The following is a 16,981-nucleotide window of genomic DNA, read 5'->3' on the forward strand; positions in this document are numbered from 1 at the left end:
ACGGATGGACGTATCGTTCGCCCCATGACGACAGGTTCCCCTACCGCCCCGCCCGCAGCCGTCACACAAGCCGTCGTCCTCGCCGGCGGCCAGGGCTCGCGGCTGCGGCCGTACACCGACGACAGGCCGAAGCCGATGGTCGAGATCCCCGGAACCGGGACCCCGATCATCGGCCACCAGCTGGAGTGGCTCGCCGCGGAGGGGGTGACGGACGTCGTCATCTCGTGCGGCCACCTCGCCGAAGTGCTCCAGCAATGGCTCGACTCGACGGACCTGCCGCTCAAGGCCAGCACCGTCGTGGAGAAGGAACCGCTGGGACGGGGCGGCGGGCTGAAGTATGCGGCGGCCGCCCTGCCGCGGCCCGAGGAGCCGTGGTACGCCACCAACGGCGACATCTGGACGCGCTTCTCGCTGCGCGACATGGCCGCGTTCCACGCCGAGCGTGCGGCGACGGCGACGCTGGCGCTGGCACGGCCGAACATCCCGTGGGGCGCGGTGGAGACCGACGAGTTCGGCCATGTGCTGGACTTCATCGAGGCCCCTCCGTCGCCGTATCTGATCAACGCGGGTCTGTACGTCTTCTCGCCCGAATTCACGGCGCTGCTGCCGGATCTGGGCGACCACGAGCGGACGACGTTCCCGCAGCTGGCGCGGGAGCGCAGGCTTGCGGGGTTCCCTCTGCCACAAGGGTCGTACTGGAGGGCCATCGACACGGCGAAGGACCTCAGCGAGGCGGCAAAGGAGCTGGCACGGGCCACGAGCGCCGACGGCTCACGTCGGGACGGCTGACGTCGAGACGGCTCACGTCGGGACGGCTGACGTCGGTCAGCCCGTCGCCGTTGCCGCCGTTGCCGCCGTTGCCGCCGCGGTCGCCATTGCCGCCTGCGACGCCGCGCGGGCGTAGTCGTGGACCAGCGGGCGGCGGTCGTCGGCGCGCCAGGCCAGGGCGAGTTGGCTGGGCGAGATGCCACGGACCGGGCGGGTGACGACGCCGCCGAGCGTCAGCAAGGGCGCGCTGCCGGCGGCCAGCAGGCAGACACCGCGGCCGTCCACCAGCGCCTCGTAGGTCTCGCCGGTACCGGCGATCTCGGCATCGATGCGCGGTGGCCGCCCGCCTCGCGCGTCGAGGGCGAGCCAGTAGTCCCGCAACTGCCCCGCGCTCTCCGGCAGGGCGAGGAACGGCTCGTCCAGCAGATCGGCGAAGTCGACGACATCGCGACCGGCCAGCGGATGCGTATCGGGCATGGCGACACGCCGGGGCTCGACGGCCACTACGACCCACCGGTAGCGGTCCGGCTCCGGGAGGGGCAGCCACACGAACGCCACGTCGCTCGCCCCGCCCGCGAGTCCCGCGGTCGGGTCCTCCCAACTGACCTGACGCAGCTTCACGGTTGCCGCCGGGTGCGTTCCGGTGAAGCGGGATCTGATCGCCGGCAGCAGCCCGCCGCGCCCCGGGCTGGTGCTCATCCCCACCACCAGGATGGCCTGCTGCTCGGCCTTGGCGCGCTCAGCCGCCTGCCATGCGGCGTCCCAGTCGGCGAGTACCCGGCGAGCGTGCGGCAGCAGCGCCGCCCCGACGGGTGTCAGCAGCACCCCCTGGCGGTCCCGATCGAAGAGCGGCGCGCCCAGCCGGCGTTCCAGCATCCTGATCCGGCGACCGCCGCTTCTACGCCTCCGTTCCGTCCTCGCCGGACGCCGCGGCCGGCCGGCGCTCTCCCGGCATCCCCAGCAGCCAGCCGGTGGTCGACTTGCTGCCCAGCAGCCCGCCCAGCGAACCGCCGCCCGACGTCGAGCCGCTGCCGCCGCCCGTCGAGGCGGAGGCGGCCGGGGACGTGGTACGCGGCGTCGGCGCGGGGGCGGGCGGCACCTGGACCGTCTGCTGCTGGCCGGGCTCGCCGTAGCCGCCCAGCGTCCCGCCCTCCCCGGCACCGCCGGGTGTGGCGGTCGAACTCAGTCCGGGCACGGCCTTCTTGGACGCCGACGTCGAGGCCGACGACCGCGAGTGGCGGCGCGCGTGGAGGCCGTGGGTGAGGCTCGGCTGCGGAAGCGGCGAGCCCGGAAGGTTATTGGTCGGCGTCGGGAGGGGGGTGTCGGGGCGGTTGGTGACCGTCTCGGCGGAGCGCACCGCGCTGCCGAGCAGCGCTCCCAACAGCAGCGTGCCACCGCCGACGAGCGTCACCAGGAACGCGCCGCGCCGCAGCACCCGGCGGCGCAGATCCCACAGCGGGGCACGCGGCCCGAGCGTGCGCCAGGCCTCCCCCGCGAGCCGGGCGTCCGCCGAGTACACCGGGGCGCCCGCGATGACCAGCGGGCTCCATGCGGCGAGGTAGATGATGTCCGGCGCGTTGTAGACGGGGACGGTGCGCCAGCTGACCGTGACCAGCAGCGCCACCGAAAGGATGGCGCCGATCGCGGCCGCGACCCGCTGCCACAGGCCCATGATCGTCAACACGCCCACGGCGATCTGCAGGAACGCCACGGTGAGCCCCGCGCCCACCGGATGGTCCAGCGCGGCGGCGCGCAGCGGTTCGGCCACCGACCACGGGTGCAGCGAGGAGAGCCACTGCACCATCGAGCCGCGCCGCCCGCCGTCGAAGTAGACGGGGTCGCAGAGCTTGCCCATGCCCGCGTAGATCGAGATGCAGCCGAGGAAGATCCGCAGCGGGAGCAGGACGACGCCGAGGTTCATCCGGCGTCCGGGATACCAGGCGTGGCGAACCGCTTCGGCACCGCGGCGCCGGCCGGAGCTCACGTCGGCGTACGCGTCCTCGTCGGCGTCGGCGTCGGCGTCGGCGTCGGCGTACGCGAACGGCTCGTCACCGCTGTAGCCGTCGTAGCCGTCGTAGCCGTCCCCGGCGTACGGGTCGTACTCGTCGTGGTCCCCGTGTTCGCCATAAGCACCCGCCCCCGCGCCGCGCACCAGCCGGACCGCGCCGAGCAGGTCGCCCGGCGGCGGCGCGGGCGCGCCGATGACAGGCCGGCGCGGCGCGACGACCGCAGGCCGCACCGGCGGCATGCCGTCGTCCAGGTTGTCGGGATGCAGTTCCTCGCTGGGCCTGGGCAGCAGCTGTGTGGCACTCGCACCGCGCACCGCCTGGAGCAGCTGCGTCGTCGCCGCCGGGTCGCCGGGCGCCGTCTGCCCGGACCACACCACGGGCGCGGCGCGTCGCCGTCCCGGCATCCTCACCTCGGCGGCGGAGCGCACCGACGTCGGGATGACGGGCATCGGCGTGGTGTCGTCGGCGCCGTAGCGAGGCGGTGGCGCGGCGGATCCCAGCCGTACCCGGAAGCTCGCGTGGTTGACGATGACCTGGGCCGGGTCGCACGGCACCTTCACCGTGTTGAGCGTCTGCTCCTCGAATCCCGGCGTCCGTCCCCCCGAAGGAGAGCGGGGTGTTCTGGTGTCCACACTCATCTAACCGAGTGACGCCCGGATAGGACACTGCCTGACGACTGCCGAAATGTCCGAGACCCGTCAATGTCCCGGGCAAATGTCCCGGGGACGGGAGGCGAGCGGAGGCTACGCGCGGCGGCGCGCCGACTCGTACAGCACGACGCCGGCAGCGACACCGGCGTTGAGCGACTCCGCCGCCCCGCCCGGCATCGGGATGCGCACCCGCAGGTCGCACGTCTCGCCGACCAGCCGCGACAGCCCCTTGCCCTCGCTGCCGACGACGATCACCACCGGCCCGTCGAGCACCTCGACGTCGGTCAGCTCGACGTCGCCGTCGGCGGCGAGGCCGACCACCATCAGGCCGTCCTTCTGGTACGCCTCGAGCGTGCGGGTGAGGTTGGTCGCCCTGGCGACCGGGACCCGCGCCGCGGTGCCCGCCGACGTCTTCCAGGCGCCCGCCGTCATCCCGGCGGCGCGCCGCTCCGGTACGACGACGCCGTGGCCGCCGAAGGCCGCGACGGACCGGACGACGGCGCCGAGGTTGCGCGGGTCGGTGACACCGTCGAGGGCGACGATCAGCGGCTGCTCCCCGCGGTCGTAGGCTGCCGCGGCCAGGTCCGCGGGGTGTGCGTACTCGTACGGCGGGATCTGCAGCGCCAGCCCCTGGTGGTTGAGGCCGCCGGTCATCCGGTCGAGCTCGGGCCGCGGCGCCTCCAGCAGCGGGATGCCGCGCTCGGTGGCGAGTTTGATCGCCTCGCGCACCCGGTCGTCGCTGTCGATGTACTGCAGGACGTACAGCGCGCTCCCGGGGATCTCCGCGCGCAGCGCCTCGACCACCGGATTGCGGCCGACGACCATCTCGGAGGCCGACTTGCCGCCGCGCCCGCCGGACGCCCGTCGCTGGGCGACGGCGGCGCGCTTGGCCTTCGCCTGCGCGGCGCGCTGCTTGGGGTGACCCTTGCGCATCTCGGCGGGCGGGGTCGGGCCCTTGCCTTCAAGGGCGCGGCGGCGCTGCCCGCCGCTACCGACCTGGGCGCCCTTCTTGGACGTGGTGCGGCGATTCCGCCGCTGGCTGTTCCCGGCCATGGGGCACCTTCACTTCTTCCTACGAATACACGTCATACACGTACAGACGGCGGTGACTCAGTGTGCGCCGAGCGACCAGCGGGGGCCCTCGGGGGTGTCCTCGATCACCAGGCCCGACTGCTGGAGCTGGTCGCGGATGGCGTCGGCGGTCGCGAAGTCCTTGCGCGCCCTGGCCGCCTGGCGCTGCTCCAGCACGAGCCGGACGAGGGAATCGACGACTCCGTGCAGATCCTCTCCCCGGTCCTCGCCCGACCAGTGCGCATCGAGCGGGTCCAGACCCAGCACCCCGAGCATCGCACGCAGCTCCGCGAGCCGGGCGACCGCAGTTTCCTTGTCGTCCGCCGTCAGCGCCGAGTTGCCCTGCCGCACGGTGGTGTGCACGACCGCCAACGCCTGCGGGACGCTCAGATCGTCGTCCATCGCCTCGGCGAAGGCGGGCGGCACCTGCTCGGCCGGCTCGACCGGCCCGCACTTCTCCACCACACGCTGGACGAAACCCTCGATCCGCGCAAACGCCGACTCCGCCTCGCGCAGCGCATGCTCGCTGTATTCGATCGTCGAGCGGTAGTGCGGCGAGCCTAGGTAGTAGCGCAGCACGATCGGCCGCCATCGCTTGACCATCTCGCTCACGAGCACCGAGTTGCCGAGCGACTTGCTCATCTTCTCGCCGCTCATCGTCACCCAGGCGTTGTGCACCCAGTACGCGGCGAAGTCGTCGCCGTACCCCTTCGCCTGCGCGATCTCGTTCTCGTGGTGCGGGAAGATCAGGTCGATGCCGCCACCGTGGATGTCGAACCGCTCACCGAGATACTTGTGGGCCATCGCCGAGCACTCCAGGTGCCAGCCGGGACGGCCCCGTCCCCACGGCGTCTCCCAGGAGGGCTCACCGGGCTTGGCCGCCTTCCACATCGCGAAGTCGCGCGGGTCGCGCTTGCCGGTCTCGCCCTCGCCCTCCGGCTGGCGCAGGTTCTCCAGCTCCTGGTTGGACAGCTCCAGATAGCCGGGGAAGGAGCGCACGTCGAAGTAGACGTTGCCGTCGGCGGCGTAGGCATGGCCGCGCTCGATCAGCCCGCGCATCATCTCGATCATCTCGGGGACGTGGCCGGTGGCGCGCGGCTCGTAGGTCGGCGGCAGGCAGCCCAGGACGTCGTAGCCGTAGGTGAAGGCCCGCTCGTTCTCGTAGCCGATCGCCCACCACGGGCGCTGCTGCTCGGCCGACTTGGCCAGGATCTTGTCGTCGATGTCGGTCACGTTGCGGACGAACGTCACCTCGTAGCCGCGGTAGGCGAACCACCGCCGCATGATGTCGAAGTTCAGCCCCGACCTGATGTGCCCGATGTGCGGAGCAGCCTGCACGGTCGCGCCACACAGGTAGATCGAGACGCACCCCGGCACAAGCGGGGTGAAGTCACGGATCCGGCGCGCGCTGGTGTCGTACAGGCGAATGGTCACGTGACAAGGGTAGTGGGCGAAGCAGGGTGCCCCGCGCCCGAAAGGCCACGAGGACACATAGAAGACATAACGAGAGCGGCAAGCGAGGGCTACGAGAGCGACGAGTGGCGCGGGCGCCGCGGGCGCCGCGGGCGCCGCGGGCGCCGCGAGAGCGCGTCAGCCGCGGTCGACGACCTTCTCGGGGCTGATGCGGACGACCACGCGCACGGTGTCCGGCGTGTCCATGTCGTAGTCCTTGCCCATGTACTTGTGGGAGAGCGCGTTGATCAGCTCGCGTCCGCCCTCCGTGGTCATCGAAGCCCTGCCGCGGATCTCGACGTACGTGTACGGGTTGTCCGGCGGGTTGATCATCACCGACGCCCGCGGGTCACGCGCCAGGTTCTGGTGCTTGCGGCGGCCCTCGACGGTGGAGATCAGCACGTCGTCGCCGTCCCGCGCCGCCCAGACGACGGTCTGCTGCGGACTGCCGTCGGCCTCCAGTGTCGCGAGCGTCACAAAGCTCTTCGCGTCGAGCAACCGGCGTGCGTGGTCGGTGAGTTGGGCCGGCATCGGACACCCCTTCCCGGTACGGGAGTACGGATCACCTGCACCGTACCCAACGCAGCGTCAGCTGCGGTCATTCCCCGCGCCGGGCAGATGGGGGAAGACCACGGCGGTGGCGATGGCTGCGAGGCCCTCGGCGCGTCCGGTGAGGCCGAGACCGTCGGTCGTCGTGCCGGACACCGAGACCGGGGCGCCGGCCGCCTCCGTCAGGGCCTTGTTCGCCTCGTCGCGGCGCTTGCCGATCTTCGGGCGCACGCCGATCACCTGGATCGCGACATTGCCGATCGCAAAGCCCGCCTCGCGTACGATCCGGGCCGCTTCGGCGAGCAGGGCCACGCCCGAGGCGCCGGACCACTCGGGGCGGTCGGTGCCGAAGTGTGCGCCGAGGTCGCCGACGCCCGCGGCCGAGAAGAGCGCGTCGCAGGCGGCGTGGGCCGCCACGTCACCGTCGGAGTGACCGGCGAGGCCGTACTGCTCGCCCTCCCACAGCAGGCCCGCGACCCACAGGTCGCGGCCGCGCTCGAAGGCGTGGACGTCGGTGCCGATGCCGACGCGCGGCGCACCGTACGCACCGCAGGCGAGTTCCGGGGCCGGCGGCTCCGGGGCGTCAGAAGGCATCGGCGGCCCTTCGGCGGGCGAGCACGGCCTCGGCGAGGACGAGGTCGATCGGCCGGGTGACCTTGAAGGCCTCCTCGTGCCCGCGGACCACGACCACCTGGACGCCGATCCGCTCGACCATCCCGGCGTCGTCGGTGGCTCCGTGGCCGTCCGTCGCCTGGTCGGCGAGCTTCTCGTGCGCCTCGGTGAGCACGTCCCGCCGGAAGCCCTGCGGGGTCTGCACGGCACGCAGCCGGGCCCGCTCGGGGGTGTCCACGACCCGCTCGGGGCCGCCCGCGGCGTCCGGCTCGACCTGCTTGACGGTGTCCGCGAGCGGCAGCGCCGGTACGACGGCGGGGGCGCCGTCGCGCACGGCGGCGGCGACCGCGTCGACGGTCTCGACCGGCACCAGCGGGCGTGCGGCGTCGTGGACCAGCACGACGTCGATGTCGTCAGGGAGGGCGGCGAGGCCGAGGCGCACGGACTCCTGGCGGGTCCCGCCGCCCGCGACGACCTTTATCTCCTTGGACTCGGGGAAACCGTGGGTGCCGAGCAGGGTGCGGACCTCCGCTACCCCGTCGGCAGGGGCGACCACGACGACAAGGGCGACCTCACGGGCGCGGGCGAGCGCGCGCACCGCGTGCACCAGCATCGGGGTGCCACCGAGGGTGCGCAACGCCTTGGGCGTGCCGGGGCCGAGCCGGACTCCGCGTCCGGCGGCGGGGATGACGGCTGCAGTACTCAGGTTTGTGTCCTTGGCCGAATTGGGTATCGCCTAGGCGTGCCGGGTACTCCGTCACCGCGGTCCCTTCCGTGAAGCCGCAGTGGCGCAGCCCCGCGGGGCCTGCCCGGACCCGGCACGCACATGAGCCCGTCCGAGCATGAGCATGGCCGAGCACACCGTCGTCGATCAAACATCAAACATGTCGTTGATCAAACATGCGCAAAGCGAACACCGCACAAGCACGGCATGGACAGCATGACAGGCGTGTGAGACCAGCGTGTGAGACACACATGCCGCAGCGCCCGGCGTCGGCCGGGCACCGCGGCAATTGTTGCGTCACCTGCGGGGGTCGCCTTCGCGTCTTCGCGTCAGGACGCGAGGACCTCGTCGAGGAGCGCCTCGGCCTTGTCCTCGTTGGTGTTCTCGGCCAGCGCGAGCTCGCTGACCAGGATCTGCCGCGCCTTGGCGAGCATGCGCTTCTCGCCGGCCGACAGCCCGCGCTCCCTCTCGCGGCGCCACAGGTCGCGGACCACCTCGGCGACCTTGATGACATCGCCGGAGGCGAGCTTCTCCAGATTTGCCTTGTAACGACGCGACCAGTTCGTCGGCTCCTCGGTGTACGGCGCGCGCAGCACCTCGAAGACCCGGTCCAGCCCGTCCTGACCGACCACGTCGCGTACGCCGACGAACTCCGCATTGTCCGCGGGTACACGTACAGTCAAGTCGCCCTGCGCGACCTTGAGCACCAAGTAGGTCTTGTCCACGCCTTTGATCTGGCGAGTTTCGATGGCCTCGATCAGCGCGGCCCCGTGATGGGGATAGACCACGGTGTCGCCAACCTTGAACGTCATGTGACAGGTACCCCTTCCGTGGCTATCCAGGGTAACACGGGAACGGCCTCATCTGAATGGCGTTTTCGCAGGTCAGGGCATATCTCGGGGCTTGACAAGAACGGGCGGAACGTGCTCGGGGGTGGGTCGGCGGACAGGTATTCGCAGGTCGGAGCGCATGTGCGGGCGAAGTGAAACGCGCACGTTACACGGCTTCACCCTCCGAAGAAGGGGTGTTTCATCCCGTTTTGGCGATCCCTCACGAGTGGATCCCCGCTACTCCGTTCGGAGATCCATCCGGAGATCAGCGGAAGATCCACGGCGAGATCCGCCGCGAGATCGGACTGTTCCCCTCCGCCGGACAGCCGGCACGCGGCCCGCTCGTACGAAAACGCGAATTACCCATCCCGAGAGTGATCCAATTTTGGACAGTCCGGATTATCGTCCGCGGGTACGGAAAATGGATCATCGCGACGAAGACCGACGAAGATCGGAACGGCGCGGAACTGTGAAGACAATGTGTAAACGCATTACATCCGCGGCAACACACGGTGCCGCCGTCGGCGCACCCAGCAGGCCCGCCTGGCCCGCATGCGCAGCCCGCGCGGGTGAGGTCGGCCCGGGAAGGGGTAGCCGGGTGCAAGGCGGCCGGGACGGCTCGGTAACCTAAGCGCGCTGGAAGATCCTCAAGTAGCGGCCCTGTGCGCCGCCGCAACTCGTCCAAGGAGAAGCCGCCGCCGTGAGCCGCAGCTATCGAAGCGGCGCCCTCGCCGCCGTCCTCGCTCTGTCGATCGCCCCGCTGGCCGCCTGCGGAGCGGGCACGGACGCCCAGACCCAGCAGGTGAAGCCGGATACCGCGATGACCAGCGCCGACGACATCAGCATCCAGAACGCCGTCATCGTCACCGACCCGGCCAAGGCAGGCCCTGCGGCGGTGACCGCGCGCATCTTCAACAACGGCCAGTCGGCCCAGCAGCTGACGGCCGTCTCCGTGCCGGGACTCAGCCAGCCGGTGCAGCTGACCGGCGCCGACGGCAAGGCGGGCCCGCTGACCATCCCGGCCGGCGGCACCATCGCACTCGGCGGGCCGGGCAACCCGTCGGCGGTCGTCCAGAACAGCCAGAGCGTGATCAAGGACGGCAACGTCCAGAACGTCGTCTTCACCTTCAGCAAAGCCGGGCAGGTCTCGCTCGCCCCGACGGTCGTCCCCGCCCTGCACTACTTCCAGGGCTACGGTCCGAGCGCGCCTGCCGCACCCTCCTCGCCCTCCCCGTCCGCGAGCGGCAAGCCGGGCACCCCGGCGGGCAGGACCGGCGCCTCCCCCTCGGCCACCGCTTCGCCGTTCGCGTCGGCGAGCACCCGCCCCTGACCGCACACGAAGGGCGCCGCGGGATGCAGGCCATCCCGCGGCGCCCTTCGGCGTTCGATCACGGCTCGAACTTGTAGCCCAGTCCGCGCACCGTCACCAGGTAGCGCGGCGCGCCCGGGTCCGGCTCGATCTTGGCACGCAGCCGCTTGACGTGGACGTCGAGCGTCTTGGTGTCGCCCACGTAGTCGGCGCCCCACACCCGGTCGATCAGCTGCATCCGGGTGAGCACCCGGCCCGCGTTGCGCAGCAGCATCTCCAGCAGGTCGAACTCCTTCAGCGGCAGGTCCACCTTGCCGCCGGAGACCGTGACGACGTGCCGGTCCACGTCCATCCGCACCGGGCCCGCCTCCAGCGCGGTCGGCACGACCTCCTCCGGCTCGCCGCGGCGACGCAGCACCGCGCGGATGCGGGCGACGAGCTCGCGCGAGGAGAAGGGCTTGGTCACGTAGTCGTCGGCCCCTATTTCCAGGCCGACGACCTTGTCGATCTCGCTGTCCTTGGCGGTCACCATGATCACGGGCACGTTGGATCTGCCGCGCAGCTGGCGGCAGACCTCCGTCCCCGGCAGGCCGGGCAGCATCAGGTCAAGGAGCACCAGATCGGCGCCGTTGCGCTCGAACTCCTCGAGTCCGTCGGGCCCGGTAGTCGCGATCGCGACCTCGAAGCCCTCCTTGCGGAGCATGTACGACAGTGCGTCGCTGAACGATTCCTCGTCCTCGACGACGAGCACTCGGGTCACGGAAGGACCTCCGGAGCAGGAAGGGTTTTGGTGATGGCCGCGTACGGCGATGAGGACTGCGGAACGTCGGCCACGTCGCCCACGTCCCTTGCGTCATCAAGACCGTCCGCGATGCCGGAGTCGTCCGGCGCGTCCCCCGTGGCGTGGTGGCTGTCGTCGTCGGCCGACTCGTCCTTACGGCTCTCGCCGCTACGGACGCTGCCGGCCTCGGGCAGCCGCAAGGTGAAGGTGGAGCCCTGTCCCTCGGCACTCCACACCGTGACCTCCCCGCCGTGCGAGGCGGCCACGTGCTTCACGATCGAAAGTCCGAGCCCCGTTCCTCCAGTGGCGCGCGAGCGCGCCGGGTCGACCCGGTAGAACCGCTCGAAGATCCGCTCCCGGTCCGCCTGCGAGATGCCCGTGCCCTGGTCGGTCACGGAGATCTCGATCAGGTCGCCGCCGGGGCCGGGGACCCTGCGGCCCGCGATGCCGACGCGGGTGCGGGCCGGGCTGTAGTTGACGGCGTTCTCGACGAGGTTGCCGAGCGCGGCCGCGAGCTGGCCGCGATGCCCCCATACGTACAGGTCGGGGGCGCCGCCGGTGGCCATGGTGATCTGTTTGGCGTTGGCCGGGTGGCGGCAGCGGTCGACGGCCTCGGCCACGAGATCGTCGACGGCGACCGGCTCCGCGCCTTCGAGCGGGTCGTCGTTCTGCACCCGCGACAGGTCGATGATCTCCTGGACGAGGCTGGTCAGCCGGGTCGCCTCGACCTGCATCCGGCCGGCGAAGCGGTTGACCGCCTCCGGGTCGTCGGCGGCGTCCATCACGGCCTCGGAGAGCAGCGACAGCGCGCCCACCGGCGTCTTGAGTTCGTGGCTGACGTTGGCGACGAAGTCACGCCGCACCGCCTCTGTGCGCCGCGCCTCGGTGAGGTCCTCGACGAGCAGCAGCACCAGCCGCGAGCCGAGCGGAGCCACTCTGGCGGAGACCGCCAGCGGCTCGCCGCGCCCGAAGCCGCGACGCGGCAGATCCAGCTCCACCTGTCTTATCTCGCCGTCCCGCCGGGTCTCACGGGCCATCTGCAGCATCTGGTCGACGGCGAGCCGCCCGCCCCGTACCAGACCGAGGGCGTACGCCGCCGAGCTGGCCTTGACGACGGTGTCGCCCTCGTCGAGGACGACGGCGGAGGAGCGCAGCACGGACAGGACGGTGTCCACGCCCGGCGGCAGCACCGACTCGGTGTGCAGGGCGCTGCGGGAGGGACGCGCCTGCTCGCGCTCGCTCCAGCGGAACGCGAGAACGGCGACCGCGCCGGTGCACACACCGCCGATCGCGCTCGCTGCAGCGAATGCCGCATTCACGTCCATGACGTCAAGGCTAAGCGGGAGACCGTGCTGGTCCACAGCCATCCAGGGGCGGACTCGAACACTCGTTGCCAAGAGTTCACCCTGGTGTCGTGGATGGTTCACTCCGGATGTCCGGCCGGTACGCGTGCGCCGCGCACGGTGGGGTGGACACGGGTGGAGACTCGTCTTGGTACCGCGGTACTGCCGTACAGGGGCGTACAGGGGCACGGAGAGCCGCAAGGCCGCAAGGAGAGGAAGACGATGCGGGACGCTTACCACGAGGAGCTGGACTCGATCGGGGACGGGCTGGTGGAGATGGCCCGGCTCGTCGGCTCCGCGATCGGCAGGGCCACCACCGCGCTGCTCGACGCAGATCTCAAGCTCGCCGAGAGCGTGATCGCTTCCGACGAGAAGGTCGACGATCTGCAGCGGGAGCTGGAGAACCGAGCCATAGCCCTGCTCGCCCGGCAGCAGCCGGTCGCCACTGACCTGCGCATCGTCGTCACCAGCCTGCGCATGAGCGCGGACCTGGAGCGCTCGGGGGATCTGGCCCGGCACGTTGCGAAGCTGGCCCGGCTGCGCTTCCCCGCCTCGGCGGTGCCGCGGGATCTGCACAGCACGGTGCTGGAGATGGGGCAGCTGGCGCAGCGGCTGATGGCGAAGGCCGCCGAGGTGATCGTCTCGAAGGACGTGGACGCGGCGCTGCAGCTGGAGACCGACGACGACCGCATGGACGAGCTGCACCGCACGCTCTTCCAGCACCTGCTCGACGACCGCTGGCAGCACGGGATCGAGACGGCCGTCGACGTGACGCTGTGCGGCCGGTACTACGAGCGGTTCGCCGACCACGCGGTGTCCGTGGCCAACCGCGTCGTCTACCTGGTCACGGGTGAGCACGCGGACGAGCTGACACCGGCGTCGGCCGGTCCGGACGAGGGCTGACAGACACGGGATGAGAGTTGAGGCGTGAGGGGCCTGAGAGGCGAGGCGTGCGGACGGCGGGACCACCGCGCGTGCTCACGTGTGCTTCTACGCGCCGTTGATGCGCCCTCCGGCCGCCGTCTTCACTGGGAGGAGGCAGGCAGCTTCGCACGAGCTCCAAGGAGGGCATCGATGACGAACTCCCCCACTTCGCCGACCGCCCGCGACCAGCCGTCGATTAATCAGGACTCGCAGCTCATCCGCATACCGTTGCCGCTGCTCGGTGCGTGCGGATGCGGTCCCGGGTGCAGCTGCGGATGTCAGTCGGGTGCCGCGTGCCAATGCGGAGGGTGCTGCGGCTGACCCGTTGATGACCCGTTTGCGTGCGAAGGGCCCCGTCCGTACCGGACGGGGCCCTTCGTGTGTCCGTTACTTCTTCCTGCTACTTCTTCTTGCCCTGGTTCTTGACCGCCTCGATGGCGGCGGCGGCCGCCTCCGGGTCGAGGTAGGTGCCGCCCGGGTTGAGCGGCCGGAAGTCCGCGTCCAGCTCGTACGAGAGCGGGATGCCGGTCGGGATGTTCAGGCCGGCGATGTCGGCGTCCGAGATGCCGTCGAGGTGCTTGACGAGCGCGCGCAGTGAGTTGCCGTGCGCGGCAACCAGGACCGTGCGGCCGGCGATCAGGTCGGGCACGATGACGTCGTACCAGTACGGCAGCATGCGCACCACGACGTCCTTGAGGCACTCGGTGCGCGGCCGCAGCTCGCTGGGGATCGAGGCGTAGCGCGGGTCGTCGCTCTGCGAGTACTCGCTGCCGTCCTCGAGCGGCGGAGGCGGGGTGTCGTAGGAGCGGCGCCACAGCATGAACTGCTCCTCGCCGAACTCCGCGAGGGTCTGGGCCTTGTCCTTGCCCTGCAGCGCTCCGTAGTGACGCTCGTTCAGCCGCCAGGTGCGGTGGACGGGGATCCAGTGCCGGTCACACGCTTCGAGTGCGATCTGCGCGGTGCGGATGGCGCGCTTCTGCACCGAGGTGTGGACGACGTCGGGGAGCAGGCCGGCGTCCCTGAGCAGCTCGCCGCCGCGGAGCGCCTCCTTCTCGCCCTTGTCATTGAGGTTGACGTCCACCCAGCCGGTGAACAGGTTCTTCGCGTTCCACTCGCTCTCGCCGTGGCGGAGCAGGATCAGCTTGTACGGAGCAGCAGCCATGGAAGCGAGCCTAATCGAAAACCAGTGGTGCGGACGCGGGGGCATCGGTAAGCTGCGGATGCCGCAAGCGCCTATTACATCGGGGGAGATCCGCCATGCCCGCCGCACAAACCGCTCGACGTGTCGTGCGAGAGACGGTCTCCGGTCTCCCTCGCGAGTTCTGGTGGCTGTGGACGAGCACGCTGATCAACAGGCTCGGCGGCTTCGTCGTCACCTTCCTCGCCCTTTACCTCACGGTCGACCGCGGCTTTTCCGCGTCCTACGCCGGACTCGTCGCCGCGCTGTACGGGCTCGGCGGCTCGGCCGGGGCGGTGGCCGGCGGAGTCCTCAGCGACCGCGTCGGGCGCCGCGCCACGCTGCTCATCGCCCAGACCGGCACGGCGGTGACGACCGCAGTGCTCGGCTTTGTGACCGCCCCTGTGGCGATCGCCGTGGTGGCCGCGGCGCTCGGCGTCGTCAGCAACGCGTCACGCCCCGCGGGGCAGGCGATGGGACGGCGGGAGCCGTCGGCTACTGGGCGCTGCTGCGCAGCCGGGGTGCGGCGACGACCGCGGCCGGCGTGGTCAGGACTGCGCGGGATCCGCGGGATCCGCGGGAACTGACGGAGCGTCCGCCCGCCGCCCCGCGCCCGTCAGATGCCTGAACGCCTCGAGATTGCGGGTGGATTCGCCCCGGGCGATGCGCCACGCGTACTCCTTGCGGATGGCATTGGCGAACCCGAGTTCCAGCAGGGTGTTGAAGCTTCCGTCGGCGTTCTCCACGACGGCGCCGAGCAGCTTGTCGACCTCGTCGGGCGTGACGGCTGCGAGCGGGAGGCGCCCGACGAGGTAGATGTCGCCGAGCCGGTCAACGGCGTAACCCACCCCGTACATACGGAGGTTGCGTTCCAGCAGCCAGCGGTGGACGGCCTCATGGTTCTCGTCCGGGCAGCGCACGACGAAGGCCTGGACCGCGAGGGTGTGGCGCCCGACGACGAGCGAGCACGTGGTGGACAGCTTGCGCGTGCCGGGCAGTTGGACGACGTACGTGGTGGTGGGGCCGTTGGCGCCCGCCGCGGCGGGCCCCTGCGGCGTCTCGGGCGTCTCCCACGAGAGGCCGGCTCCCTGCAGCGCCTTCTCGATCGCGGCGCGTGCGGCGTCCTGTGCCTGTGCCATAAGGCGATCGTAGGCGACGGCGGCTAGCCGTGCGCCGCCAGGCGCCGGTGGTCGTCGAGCGCGCGGGTGTAGACGTCCGCGGTCGCCGCGGCAGCCGTGTCCCAGCCGAAGGCCTGCGCATGGGTGGCCGCGGCCGCCCCGAGTTCGTCGGCGAGACGCGGCGCGTCGACGAAGCGGCGCAGCGCCCGCGCATAGTCCGCCGGATCGTGGCCGGGGATCAGCAGGCCGCTCACCCCGTCCCGTACGGCGACCGGCAGGCCGCCGACCGACGCGGCGATCACCGGCGTCCCGCACGCCTCGGCTTCGATGGCGACGAGGCCAAACGATTCGCTGTACGAGGGCATGACGAGCACGGTGGCCGCCCGGTACCAGTCCGCCAGCTGGTCTTGTTCCACGGGCGGCTGGAAGCGCACGACGTCGGCGAGGCCCAGGCGCGCGGCGAGCTTGTGCAGCCGCTCCGGCTTGGCGAGGCCGCTGCCGCTGGGACCCCCGACCACCGGTACGACGAGGCGCTCGCGCAGCGAGGGGTCCTCGTCGAGCAGGATCGCAACGGCACGCAGCAGCACGTCGGGGGCCTTGAGTGGCTGGATGCGCCCTGCGAAGAGCGGGACGAGCGCATCCGCGGGCAGGCCGAGCCGGGCGCGCGCGGCGGCGCGCCCGTCAGCGGGGCGGAAGCGGTCGAGGTTCACGCCGGGGTGGACGACGGCGACCTTCTCGCGGGCGGCCGCGTAGTGGTGTACGAGGTCGTCCGCCTCTTCCTCGGTGTTGGCGATCAGGCGGTCCGCCGCCGCGACGATCTGCGTCTCGCCGATCACCCGGGCGGCGGGTTCCGGCTTGTCGCCCTTGGCGAGGGCCGCGTTCTTGACCTTTGCCATGGTGTGCATGGCGTGGACGAGGGGCACGCCCCAGCGCTGCGCGGCGAGCCAGCCGACGTGGCCGGAGAGCCAGTAGTGGGAGTGGACGAGGCCGTAGTAACCGGGCCGCTGCGAGGCCTCCGCCTGCATCACGCCGTGGGTGAAGGCGCACAGCTGAGCCGGGAGGTCCTCCTTGGCGAGGCCCTCGTAGGGGCCGGCGTCGACGTGGCGTACGAGCACGCCGGGGGCGAGTTCGACGACGGGCGGCAGTGCGGCGGTGGTGGCGCGGGTGAACACCTCGACCTCGATGCCGAGATCGGCGAGGCGCTTGGCGAGTTCGACGATGTAGACGTTCATGCCGCCTGCGTCGCCCGTGCCGGGCTGGTGGAGCGGGGAGGTGTGGACGCTGAGCATGGCGATGCGGCGGGGGACAGGTGCGCCCGCGGCGCGTCGGAGGCGCCGGGATCCGTGGGTTCGGCCGCGTCGACCGCCGAAACGGGCCACGTACTGGCTCACGGCGCACTGCCTCCTCACTACGGCCTGGTCCCTCGGAGCGGTAACCAATGGGAGGGGCCGGGGCATTTCCGCTTTGCCAAAGCGTTACGCACGCGGCGCGCCCGGCCCCGTGACTGGCCTGATCACGTGCGCCTCGCGCTGCGCGCCGCCTGCCCGCCGGCGTGATCGGTCCGTTCACGTGCGCCTCGGCGCCGTTGCCGTCACTGGCCTGATCACGTGCCCGGGCTCACGTTGCGCCGTGGCGTCGTTGGGGGGTCGGTGCCGCTGTGGGGT

General features: G+C 71.3%; 15 protein-coding genes and 2 pseudogenes. 4 read left to right on the forward strand and 13 right to left on the reverse strand.

Annotated features, from left to right (window positions below; genetic code table 11):
• Positions 1-24: 24 nt before the first annotated feature.
• The gene (locus NGB36_RS26475) at positions 25-789 is read left to right on the forward strand and encodes a nucleotidyltransferase family protein (protein WP_255923040.1); all 765 of its coding nucleotides are present in this window, start codon (positions 25-27) and stop codon (positions 787-789) included.
• 36 nt (positions 790-825) lie between these two features.
• Here the strand turns inward: NGB36_RS26475 and NGB36_RS26480 are convergent.
• From NGB36_RS26480 to NGB36_RS26515, 8 genes and pseudogenes are all read right to left on the reverse strand, one after another.
• A pseudogene (locus tag NGB36_RS26480) lies at positions 826-1,656 on the reverse strand (LysR family substrate-binding domain-containing protein); the annotation flags it as partial.
• 10 nt (positions 1,657-1,666) lie between these two features.
• Positions 1,667-3,415, reverse strand: a complete 1,749-nt coding sequence (locus NGB36_RS26485) for a DoxX family protein (RefSeq protein ID WP_255923042.1) — start codon at positions 3,413-3,415, stop codon at positions 1,667-1,669.
• Between the two features lie 105 nt (positions 3,416-3,520).
• Positions 3,521-4,480 (reverse strand): 23S rRNA (guanosine(2251)-2'-O)-methyltransferase RlmB, encoded by a 960-nt coding sequence (gene rlmB / locus NGB36_RS26490; protein WP_255923043.1) that lies wholly within the window; start codon positions 4,478-4,480, stop codon positions 3,521-3,523.
• 57 nt (positions 4,481-4,537) lie between these two features.
• Complete coding sequence (cysS, locus tag NGB36_RS26495; RefSeq protein WP_255923044.1) at positions 4,538-5,932, reverse strand: cysteine--tRNA ligase; 1,395 nt, start codon at positions 5,930-5,932, stop codon at positions 4,538-4,540.
• A 156-nt stretch (positions 5,933-6,088) separates the two neighbouring features.
• Positions 6,089-6,481, reverse strand: coding sequence for a PPOX class F420-dependent oxidoreductase (locus tag NGB36_RS26500; protein WP_255923045.1), 393 nt, complete (start codon positions 6,479-6,481; stop codon positions 6,089-6,091).
• Positions 6,482-6,538: 57 nt separating this feature from the next.
• Positions 6,539-7,093: a 2-C-methyl-D-erythritol 2,4-cyclodiphosphate synthase gene (gene ispF / locus NGB36_RS26505; RefSeq protein WP_255923046.1), complete on the reverse strand. Its 555-nt coding sequence runs from the start codon at positions 7,091-7,093 to the stop codon at positions 6,539-6,541.
• Positions 7,083-7,844 (reverse strand): 2-C-methyl-D-erythritol 4-phosphate cytidylyltransferase, encoded by a 762-nt coding sequence (gene ispD / locus NGB36_RS26510; RefSeq protein ID WP_255923063.1) that lies wholly within the window; start codon positions 7,842-7,844, stop codon positions 7,083-7,085. Before ispD ends, ispF begins: the two co-directional genes overlap by 11 nt.
• Positions 7,845-8,164: 320 nt before the next feature.
• Positions 8,165-8,647: a CarD family transcriptional regulator gene (locus NGB36_RS26515; RefSeq protein WP_222975880.1), complete on the reverse strand. Its 483-nt coding sequence runs from the start codon at positions 8,645-8,647 to the stop codon at positions 8,165-8,167.
• Positions 8,648-9,365: 718 nt separating this feature from the next.
• Between NGB36_RS26515 and NGB36_RS26520 the strand changes: the two genes are divergently transcribed.
• On the forward strand, positions 9,366-9,995 hold the full coding sequence (locus tag NGB36_RS26520) for a copper chaperone PCu(A)C domain-containing protein (protein ID WP_255923047.1): 630 nt from the start codon (positions 9,366-9,368) through the stop codon (positions 9,993-9,995).
• A gap of 58 nt (positions 9,996-10,053) precedes the next feature.
• Here NGB36_RS26520 and phoP read toward each other — a convergent pair whose 3' ends face one another.
• Positions 10,054-10,725, reverse strand: a complete 672-nt coding sequence (gene phoP / locus NGB36_RS26525; RefSeq protein ID WP_505016752.1) for a two-component system response regulator PhoP — start codon at positions 10,723-10,725, stop codon at positions 10,054-10,056.
• A 5-nt stretch (positions 10,726-10,730) separates the two neighbouring features.
• Positions 10,731-12,080 (reverse strand): two-component system sensor histidine kinase PhoR, encoded by a 1,350-nt coding sequence (gene phoR / locus NGB36_RS26530; protein ID WP_255923049.1) that lies wholly within the window; start codon positions 12,078-12,080, stop codon positions 10,731-10,733.
• 240 nt (positions 12,081-12,320) lie between these two features.
• On the opposite strand from phoR, the gene phoU reads away from it, so the two are divergent.
• Positions 12,321-13,001 carry a phosphate signaling complex protein PhoU gene (gene phoU / locus NGB36_RS26535; RefSeq protein ID WP_255923050.1) on the forward strand — a complete coding sequence of 227 codons (681 nt, stop codon included), beginning with the start codon at positions 12,321-12,323 and terminating at the stop codon, positions 12,999-13,001.
• A 421-nt stretch (positions 13,002-13,422) separates the two neighbouring features.
• Here the strand turns inward: phoU and NGB36_RS26540 are convergent, their stop codons facing one another.
• Entirely contained in the window at positions 13,423-14,184 is a 762-nt protein-coding gene (locus tag NGB36_RS26540; RefSeq protein WP_255923051.1) for a phosphoglyceromutase, read from the reverse strand.
• Positions 14,185-14,279: 95 nt separating this feature from the next.
• Here NGB36_RS26540 and NGB36_RS26545 point away from each other — a divergent pair.
• Positions 14,280-14,675 (forward strand): annotated as a pseudogene (locus NGB36_RS26545) (MFS transporter); the annotation flags it as partial.
• A 72-nt stretch (positions 14,676-14,747) separates the two neighbouring features.
• Here the strand turns inward: NGB36_RS26545 and NGB36_RS26550 are convergent.
• Together NGB36_RS26550 and mshA are read right to left on the reverse strand one after the other, a co-directional pair.
• Entirely contained in the window at positions 14,748-15,338 is a 591-nt protein-coding gene (locus NGB36_RS26550) for a type III secretion system chaperone family protein (RefSeq protein ID WP_255923052.1), read from the reverse strand.
• Between the two features lie 23 nt (positions 15,339-15,361).
• Positions 15,362-16,708: a D-inositol-3-phosphate glycosyltransferase gene (gene mshA / locus NGB36_RS26555; protein WP_255923053.1), complete on the reverse strand. Its 1,347-nt coding sequence runs from the start codon at positions 16,706-16,708 to the stop codon at positions 15,362-15,364.
• Between the last annotated feature and the right edge of the window lie 273 nt (positions 16,709-16,981).

Origin of the sequence: Streptomyces humicola (genome assembly GCF_024436035.1) — a bacterium.
Classification (GTDB): domain Bacteria; phylum Actinomycetota; class Actinomycetes; order Streptomycetales; family Streptomycetaceae; genus Streptantibioticus_B; species Streptantibioticus_B humicola.